This window comes from Lysinibacillus sp. GbtcB16, assembly GCF_019091145.1.
Taxonomy (GTDB): Bacteria; Bacillota; Bacilli; order Bacillales_A; family Planococcaceae; genus Lysinibacillus; species Lysinibacillus fusiformis.
On sequence record NZ_JAGXJV010000519.1, the window covers coordinates 1 to 263 of the forward strand.

The 263-nt window shown below is 47.9% G+C and carries 1 pseudogene; it reads right to left on the minus strand.

Going from position 1 to position 263, the window contains the following annotated elements:
- Positions 1–98: 98 nt before the first annotated feature.
- Positions 99–263, minus strand: a pseudogene (locus KVT27_RS26895) (sugar ABC transporter permease); the annotation flags it as partial.

Genomic DNA, 263 nt, shown 5'->3' on the forward strand with positions numbered 1-263 from the left:
GGTGGCAAACACCAGTAACAACAGGATCAGTATATTGAAATTGTCAAAAATTTTCGAGCCGATCGACGTATGTTTGTTCATCTCAACCTCCCCTTTCGTTACCACAAGCCGGTTTCACTGATTTTTTTGGAAAGCCGGTTAGCCGTTACCAGCAATATCAACCCGACAACCGCTTGGAACAGTACAACAGCGGTAGCATAGCTGAAGTCGCTGCCGAGCAAGCCTCTCCGGTAGACATAGGTGGAGATGACATCCGCAGTCTC